We start from the raw sequence: 8,313 nt of genomic DNA, 5'->3' as shown, positions 1-8,313 counted from the left end.
ATAACGGGTGGAAGGATGCCCTTGTAGTTTGCTTCCTAATTTGCGGAAAGTGAGTAGGTCTTCCACGGGAAAATAACCGGAATGAGCCATCGCGGCGTAACGAATCGCACATACGTGGCCGTTGGAAAGAACTAAGCGATCCCTTTCTTCCCAATCCGGATTGGAGGGTTTATGATTTAGAATTTTCTTATATAGCACTGCATAGATGTCCGCGAGACCTAAAGGTCCTCCCGGATGTCCGGAATTTGCGGCAGTCACCATTCGAATCACGCTCTTTCTGAGCTCGTTTGCAAAATTTTTGAGTTCTTTGATATCGTTCATATTCTTCCTAAGCGAATGCGATAGCGATTTCCAACTCCGAAATGAGATGCTCTCAGTTTGTGGAGCGAAACAAAACCAAGCCGGAAAGGAAAATCGCAGTATATAGAGGAAGGAAAATATAGTGTAGCTTTCTGTGGAATTCTTTTTTTCGGGTTATTCCCGACCAAACCATCAGAAGCATTAAAATCAAAGCCAATATAGCAAATATACGATGTGTATCGATGATCCAACGTTTGACTGCGGGAATGATTCCAGCGTTTTCCAAGCCTCCACCTAAATATTTCACATAAAGAAGAGTAAACGCGGTTGTTAAGTTGAAAGCCGCACCGAATAGATTGAAAATACGATGGAGAATATTTTTTTTGAAACGAAAGTAGTAACCCGTATAAAAACAAAAGATTGAAAGCGTCATTCCGAGGTGGATAAGGTTTAGAAGCATCTGTTACATTTTCGGCAAACAAGTCATAATCGAAACTTTTTTTCAGCGGAACCGGAAAGGAAATAATCCGAAAATATGATAGAAGACCTCTACGGATTTTTTATTTGACCGAGAAAAACAGACCGAAATACTGGTTCCAAATTGCTGCCTTAGCTCAATTGGTAGAGCATCTGATTTGTAATCAGACGGTTGTGGGTTCGATTCCTATAGGCAGCTATTTTTCTTCGGGTAGGTACTCAAGTGGCCAACGAGGGCAGACTGTAAATCTGCTGACTATGTCTTCGAAGGTTCGAATCCTTCCCTGCCCAATAAAATTCCGTATTACTTAAAATTGAAAGGATTCGAAGCTTGCGAGCGAGAGCGTTTGAGCTTTCGTAAAAAGCGAAAAACGCGATCTGAGTCCATGGATGGACGAAGCGCGAGTAAGACGCATAAAACTATAATCCGGATCGGGGAGATAGGAAGACAATTTTCCGGATTTGGACGAATCAGAATCGTTCTTGAGTCAGATGATACGATTTTAAAATCAATCGGAATTCAATATGTTTACTGAAATCTTTTTCAGGTCGATCGAGTAAAATTTGTATTTCTTGTCGCCTGAAAATCCATCGATAAAAAAACGATTGAGAGATTTACGATATACTAAATTCGACATTTGCAAGGAGGTCTCTACACCGTCCGAATCCGCAAACACTGCTTGGCCGGAAATCGGATTGTAAGCCGCGTTGGAAAGAATCAAACTCCATTCTTCCTGGTCGGATTCGAATAACGGAGTCGTGAGGATTGCATCTGTGGAAAACTCCGAATAAGGAACGCAGTTCTGAGGTTGTATTAGATCTTTCTTAAATAGACTGGAGCGATTGGATTTACAAAGAAACTGAGGTACGGCGGATAAAAAAAGCGTTCCTTCCTTTTTGCGATAATCCCAAAAAGGAGTCGGATTCTTTTCGCCGGAAAACAGTTTTTCATCCAGAAGTTTGCCGTAACTCGAGGGGAGTTCGTTCGAATGATCCGTATCCGGTTCTTCGATTTTATCGAAGATTCCTTTTCCCAAAAAGTATTCGAATACCGGATCGGGAATATCGTTGTTTAATATTTTTATGGCTTTTAAAAATCCCTGACCTGGATGTGTATTTTCAAAATTTTTAAAGCAAACTCTGGATAAAAGTTCTTCCGATTCGTCCCCCGGGAAAAAACCTTTCGTAAGATACGAACAAGCTTCTTGTTTTCTTCCCGAAATTAAAAGAGTTTTTGCGGTTTCGATTGCGCTTCGGTCTTTGCTCGCGTAAGAACCGCTCATCCAAAAATACCTCGCGGAAGAATCGTATTTCCCCAAGTTTCTGAGAAATTTCCCGTAGAGATACAAAAGATCCGATTTACCTTCTTCGTTTAACGATTTCAGTCTACCTCCGGAATAAATTCTTTTATAAGCACTTCCTCTTCCTGAGTGAATGGTGAAGCTGATGCGCAAAGCCAAAGAGGTTTGCGGGTTGATAATTCCTTTCATCTCTCCGAAAGCGTGGATTTTCTCCCAACCGTCGTAATCGCCCGTTTTAATTTTTACCGCATAACAAACCTTATAGAGAGAGGCATTCTCTTTTTTGGAAAGAATTTTGAATAAGAAAGGCATTTCTTGAACTACGACGGGCTCGGGAGTTTGTATCGAAGAGGTTCCGATGGAAACGGATTCCTCTTCGGTTTGGGGCGGGTTTGTTTCTTGAAAGTATATGTCCGGATTCGAAATCGGTTTATTACAACCGGAAATAACGGAGACGAGTGCGGAAGGGCTTACGTTTAAACCGTCTGCAAGTTCGTTGATAATCGAGGGATATCTTCCTTTTTTATCCGTGATTTTTCCCGAATGAATCATGATTAAGATTGCGGGAACATATTTGCGGTATTTTTCGTAGAGGAAAAAAAGTCTGGAAGACGCTGTTTTACGGATATCGGATTTTTTAGATGTTCGAAGAAGTTCCTCGTATAAAGGAATCGAAAACAGTGGATCCTCTTTTTCCATTGTGTACGCTTCTTCGTAGGAAACGGGATGTGCGCTTGAGAAAGAATATAATAATATTATAATAAAATAAAAAAATTTAAAATACATTTCTGAGAACTTCCCGCTTTACGTCTGTTCCGTGATTTAAAGGGCAAATTTCGGAGGGTACGGTTCCATTTTTGAAAAGTTCTTTTCGGGGATGTTTACAGGAAGGTCCGGGAAGTTTGCCTGATTCTTCGCAAACGGTTATACTTATCGCGTGTTCGGTAACCGGATATTTTCTTTTTTCGTCTTCCGTGGCTTCGAAAGTTTTTGCGACAGATCCCCAGAGAGGAGCTGCAACAGTGCCACCTAATGCGGATGATCCGAGTCCGTAACTCGGGTCGTCGTAACCGAGCCAGATTGCCATTGACATTCCCGGTTTTACTCCCACGAACCAGTTGTCTCTGTTATCATTTGTGGTCCCCGTTTTGCCGGCAACTTCCCCTCTGTATCCTGTGCTTCTCACTCCCGCCGAATTTGCGCTTCCGTGAAGAAGGTCGATCATGATTTCCGCGACTTGGGAAGACAACACCTTTCTTTCTTCCGGAACTTTTAATCCGAATTCGTCTGTGGATTTTCTTTCGTAGACGATCTTGCCGGATCGATCCGTGATTTTTTGAATCAAATAAGGGCGTTTGATTGTTCCGTCGTTTGCAAACGCGGAATACGCAAGCGCCATTTCCAGAGGAGAAATTTCCAAAGAACCGAGTGCAAGGGAAAGGTCCCCTCTAAATCTAGACTGAAGTACTTTCGGATCAGGGAAGAAATACTTTTGAAAAAAGTCTTGAATTTTTGAAATTCCTAATTTTTCCGCAATCTGAACTGCCGCCGTATTTTTGGACTTTGCTAAAGCATGTCTAACGCTGATATCTCCGTCGTATTGATTTCCTATATTTTCCGGCATCCAATTTCCTCTTTGATTTCTATAAATCAAAGGGGCGTCCAAAATTCTGGAAGAGGCGCTGATGAGTTCGGTCTCGATCGCGGCGGAATATAAAATTGGTTTAATGGAAGAACCCGTCTGACGTTTCATCGCAGTAGTTCTGTCCAATTGATTGTCGGCTTTGAATTCCGAACCACCGTGCATCAATAGGATTTCTCCCGTTGCAGGGTCAACAGCGACTAACGCAACCTGTAGGCCGGATTCGCTTCTTCCGCCGAAAGAGTCCGTATCGATGAAAAGTTCGAGCGCCGGTGAAATATCCTGAACGTATTTTCGAAAAACCGCGGTCTCGCTGGAATTTTTGTTATCCGTGAGTTTTGTTTTGCGAACGAGCCCGCTCTTTTGAATGTTGTCCAGATAATTCTTTACAATCTTCGAGAGTTCGGCTTGAACCGGTTCCGCAATCGTGGTGTGAATTGAAAAACCGCCGGTTTCATAGATATTGGAATCTGGGTATAGGGAATTCAAAAATTTACGAACGTGTTCCGTCACATAAGGAGAATCGTCTTTACGATTTCCGAACACTGTTTCGCCCGGTGATCTCATGTGAAATGAAAGATAAATCTCGTCCAGTTTCGGTTTCGGATTTTCTTTTAAAATTTCTTGTTTTTGAAAAGAATGAACGATCGCGTTCACGCGTTGTCTGGATAAATCCGGATTTTTCAAAGGTGAAAAACGATTCGGAGCCGAAGCCAACGAAGCGAGAACGATCATCTCCTCCGTGTCGAGATCGGAAGGGGTCTTTCTGAAATAGAATTCGGCTGCGCTTGCAAATCCGAACGCTCCGTGGCCCAGATATACGTTATTTAGATAATATAACAATATTTGCTTTTTCTCATATGTATATTCCAGAGCAAAAGCAAGCTGGGCCTCCTTGATCTTTCGGACGAGACTTTTCTCGCGATCGTCCAGTAAAATTCTTGCAAGTTGCTGGGTAATCGTAGATGCTCCTTGTTTAAAACGGAAACTCGTGATGTTCACGAAAGCTGCACGTAGAACGGACATGTAGTTAATTCCACTATGAGAAAAAAACTTTCGGTCTTCTACCAAAAGAACGATTTTTTTCAGGTTTTCAGGATAAGCGTCCCATTCTAGATTACTCGTTTTTTTCGCGAAAATTTCAGAAACCTTTTTCCCATCCCGATCGTAGATCACAGAGGGCTGATGATTGTAAAAAAGCGAAATCATTTCCTTAAGTTCCGATTCTCGAGTGATCACTCCCACCCAGAAAAGTATCATCCCGACAAGAAGCAAAGAAATGATCACACCCGCGGAAAGTAAGACCACATTCGGAAGTTGGAAACGACGATCGCCGATTTGTTCTCTCAGTCTCTCGGCGAGAGTTTTGATCCGGGGTTGTCCATTGTCTTCGATCTCACGTCGAACTATAAAAAACGGTTTTTTTTCGAATGAAATCTTTTTCCTTTGAAGGAAGGGGTTGTCCGTCGTTGATGAAAAAGGATCCGACTTTTGGCCTTTTGGTATATTCCGGAATTTTTGTATCAGTTTCCGTATTTTCTCGTTCAGGTGGATCTGAAATTGAGAAACAAAGCCCCAAATTTTTTCTGGGATTCCTGGGCCGGTAGATTCAAAACCTGTATGAGAAGGAGCTTGAAAGTGGGGAGTTCCTACATCTTTGGGTTGTTCCGGATGAGGTAGAATTTCGTCGGAGGGGAAAATCGACTTTATATGAGTCGGAACTTCCATTTTCACGAGAGCCTTGTGACCGCATTGGTAGCAGGTTAATCTAAAAATCGAACCTGTAGGAACTCCTTCCGGCAAACGGGAAGTCGTTTCACATTCGGGACACAAAAATCGAGAACTTCTAAGAGTTTGAATTCCCGTTTCCATTATCCCCTTAATTGTCGGAGAACCCTAGAGTTCCAGACAAGTACTTTAATTCTCTTTTTTTCCCCTTTCCGTAATCACGGTAAAATCGCAACCCTTGAGTATTTCAGCCGGAACTATGCTGTCTTCTTTTAAAGGAAACATGGAAATCGAAAGGGTTCTAAATCCAAGTTTACGTAGTCTATAAACGACACCAAAACCCTCATCGCTATGAAAACGACCGTTGATATGGATCACCTTGCGCCCTTTTGTCAAAAATGCATTCGCGATCGAATCGGTCATTCCTGCATCCCAAAGATATTGAGCATCCACGAATTTTTTTTCGGTATTTGCGTCTAAATTTACGCCGGGATGTTCTTTGAGGGTGTTTTTTATTTTAGTTTCGTAAGCTTCCTGAGAGCGCGCACGAACTAGATATTTAGGAGGTAGAAAAACAGAACGAATTTTAAATAATGCTTCGAGTCCGGAAGTAGAAACTAGATTTACGTATTTTCTAGGTACGTTGGATGCAAGAACCGGAATCCTGTGTTCTTTTGCAAATTGTATAAAAGGATGATAGTCTCTTAAATAGTTGGGCCAAAGTGTTAAGGAATTGAGAAAAGTTTTCTCTCCGATTTGACCGTTTAGATATTCGTCTAAGGTTTTTTGTTGGTCCCTTTCCAACATTTCCAGAGAAAGAATTACAGGAGTTTTTAAAGCAATCTTTTTAAACCAATCTAAGCGGATTTTATGACCGATAATATCGTCGTGTTCCTCCCCAAATATCAGAATATCATAATTTTCAAATGTTTTTAAGACCGTTTCGAAATCGATCGTTGTTTCGCTTGACCCTTTTTGGATGGAAAAAGGATTCCCGTTCTCAAGTTTACTTTCGGGAAAAACGGAATTACCTTCCGAGCAAAAAATCAGCAGAAGCGCAAGAAACCGTATTTTAAAAAGAAAAATCGTAAAAGAGCAAGTTCTTGAACGGGGATCTTTCAAAATTAAAAACCTACTTTAAAAGAGATTCGATTTTCTGGGCTACGACCGAAGCATCCGGCTCTACTGCGGAGCGATATCTCGCTTCGATTTTTCCTTCCTTTGAAATGAGAAACTTTTCAAAGTTCCATTCTATTTCTCCGGGATTCGGAGAATTTTCGATCAGATAAGAATATAGGGGATGTTGGTCTTTTCCTTTGACGGAAATTTTTGACATCATATCAAAACTTGCGCCTTTTTGGATTCTGCAAAAAGTTTCAATTTCCTGATTGGTTCCAGGCTCTTGGCTTCCGAAATTATTAGCCGGAAAACCTACCACGACGAACCCCTGATTTTTGTATTTTTTATAGACTTTTTCAAGATTATCGTATTGATAAGTATAACCGCATTTAGAAGCTACGTTAACCACCATTACTACTTTCCCCTTGTATTTGGAAAGTGATATCTCGTTACCTTTGATGTCCTTTACCTTAAAATTGTAGAAACTTTCCTTTGCAAAAGTTCCGGCTAACGGAAAGAGAATCCCTAAGATGAAAAACAAAACGGAAATTTTTGGATACATAGATTTTGACCTTCTTCTATGAATTAAAATCATAATCCACGTTTGCTTCAATCGTTTTTCAAAAATCGGAAATTACCTTTTCGTAATTATCAAGGAAGAGCCATTTTCGGTCGATAGAAACTTCGAGCCCGTTTCAGCGGCATTGCCGCGATACTGTTACCAGTCCTCTGAATGTGAGAATTTTCACAGAAACCGTTGCATTGGTTACGTATTAGTTTTCGAATAGACTTTATTATTGTTATACTCCCGTTGGATTTCCTATATTCCTAAGGTTTTGGGACGGGCTCTTAGTCGCGTCTCGCAAGTCGATGTTAAAAAGCAATGTACGAAGCCGGAGTGAGGGTTGCATTAGCAATCCTGAACGAAGCGACGAAGTGTAATGTTTTGTTTAACGTTCCGTTAATTTGCCGGTTACATACTGATGTAATATACTTGAAACTAAAGTCTGATAAGGAATCCCAATCTCCAAAGCCTTAGTTTTTAATAATTGGATATCTTTCCCAGCAATTCTGATATTCATTCGCTTATCTTTTAATAGAGTATTCTTAGCTGCAGATTTGAATTTCTTTAAATATTGCGCTTTATTATCAACCGACTTCCATTCATTTCGCTCAATAGAAGATTCCAAATCCTTTTCTTCTTGGCTAAGTTTATATTTCATAAATTTGCCTCCGGTAGATATGTTAGTGTATTTCCTTGATGGATATGCTGTTTTAAAGAAGAAAACATCCTTAGTCTCAATTGCAGGAACTACCCACGCATAATTGTCTATTTCTGCGATTATTAAGATCTGGTTTGGATATTTTTTCATATTCGGATGCTTTAAGATATCTAAAGCTGGCCCAGATTCAATTTCAATGACTACCCTTTCAAAGCTGATGTTTCGCTCAGACTTTAAAGATTCGTTTTTGGTATTATCCCAGTCAAAGATCACCTATCTATAATATTAGACGTGTGCCTAATGTCAATACAAAGTTTTTGATCAAAATATTATCGAACCTTGCCAAAATAATTCTAATACCAAAAGCAAACTTTACGAAAAGAATTCACCATGACAAACTTGTTTTCCCCACATTTCGTCTAACGACATAGGCTTTTCGACATTTACAGTTTTGGAATACGCCAAACGCACGGAAATTGGAACGAGGTTTGAGACCCCCTTAGCGCCGTACTACGACCGAGAG

General features: G+C 40.7%; 7 protein-coding genes, 2 tRNA genes and 1 pseudogene (1 of these 10 only partly in view). 2 read left to right on the top strand and 8 right to left on the bottom strand.

The genetic code is table 11. The annotated features are described in order from the left end of the window. Together CLV95_RS15200 and CLV95_RS15195 are read right to left on the bottom strand one after the other, a co-directional pair. Positions 1-321, bottom strand: the 5' end (the start) of a protein-coding gene (locus CLV95_RS15200; RefSeq protein WP_002722928.1) for a transketolase. It extends 504 nt beyond the left edge of the window; 321 of the gene's 825 nt are visible here — the first part of the coding sequence; its start codon is at positions 319-321; the stop codon falls past the left edge of the window. Positions 322-373: 52 nt separating this feature from the next. Continuing rightward, entirely contained in the window at positions 374-760 is a 387-nt protein-coding gene (locus tag CLV95_RS15195) for a DUF420 domain-containing protein (RefSeq protein ID WP_002723002.1), read from the bottom strand. 143 nt (positions 761-903) lie between these two features. On the opposite strand from CLV95_RS15195, the gene CLV95_RS15190 reads away from it, so the two are divergent. Then, positions 904-976, top strand: a tRNA-Thr gene (locus CLV95_RS15190). Between the two features lie 10 nt (positions 977-986). Next, positions 987-1,068 (top strand) — tRNA-Tyr (locus CLV95_RS15185). Positions 1,069-1,286: 218 nt separating this feature from the next. Here CLV95_RS15185 and CLV95_RS15175 read toward each other — a convergent pair. From CLV95_RS15175 to CLV95_RS19920, 6 genes and pseudogenes are all read right to left on the bottom strand, one after another. After that, positions 1,287-2,864 (bottom strand): hypothetical protein, encoded by a 1,578-nt coding sequence (locus CLV95_RS15175; protein WP_002722974.1) that lies wholly within the window; start codon positions 2,862-2,864, stop codon positions 1,287-1,289. Continuing rightward, positions 2,854-5,592: a transglycosylase domain-containing protein gene (locus CLV95_RS15170; protein WP_002734064.1), complete on the bottom strand. Its 2,739-nt coding sequence runs from the start codon at positions 5,590-5,592 to the stop codon at positions 2,854-2,856. Before CLV95_RS15170 ends, CLV95_RS15175 begins: the two co-directional genes overlap by 11 nt. Before the next feature lie 45 nt (positions 5,593-5,637). Beyond that, a complete protein-coding gene (locus tag CLV95_RS15165; RefSeq protein WP_002722945.1) occupies positions 5,638-6,570 on the bottom strand; it encodes a ChaN family lipoprotein in 933 nt (310 codons plus the stop codon). A gap of 10 nt (positions 6,571-6,580) precedes the next feature. After that, entirely contained in the window at positions 6,581-7,129 is a 549-nt protein-coding gene (locus tag CLV95_RS15160; protein WP_002722893.1) for a glutathione peroxidase, read from the bottom strand. 388 nt (positions 7,130-7,517) lie between these two features. After that, on the bottom strand, positions 7,518-7,790 hold the full coding sequence (locus tag CLV95_RS15155; protein ID WP_002734280.1) for an antitoxin: 273 nt from the start codon (positions 7,788-7,790) through the stop codon (positions 7,518-7,520). Continuing rightward, positions 7,787-8,063 (bottom strand): annotated as a pseudogene (locus CLV95_RS19920) (BrnT family toxin). The gene CLV95_RS15155 and the pseudogene CLV95_RS19920 overlap by 4 nt, the downstream one beginning before the upstream one ends. Positions 8,064-8,313: the final 250 nt, after the last annotated feature.

Source organism: Leptospira borgpetersenii serovar Javanica, from assembly GCF_003046425.1.
In the GTDB taxonomy this organism is placed as follows: domain Bacteria; phylum Spirochaetota; class Leptospiria; order Leptospirales; family Leptospiraceae; genus Leptospira; species Leptospira borgpetersenii.
This window is presented reverse-complemented; position numbering and strand designations above follow the sequence as displayed.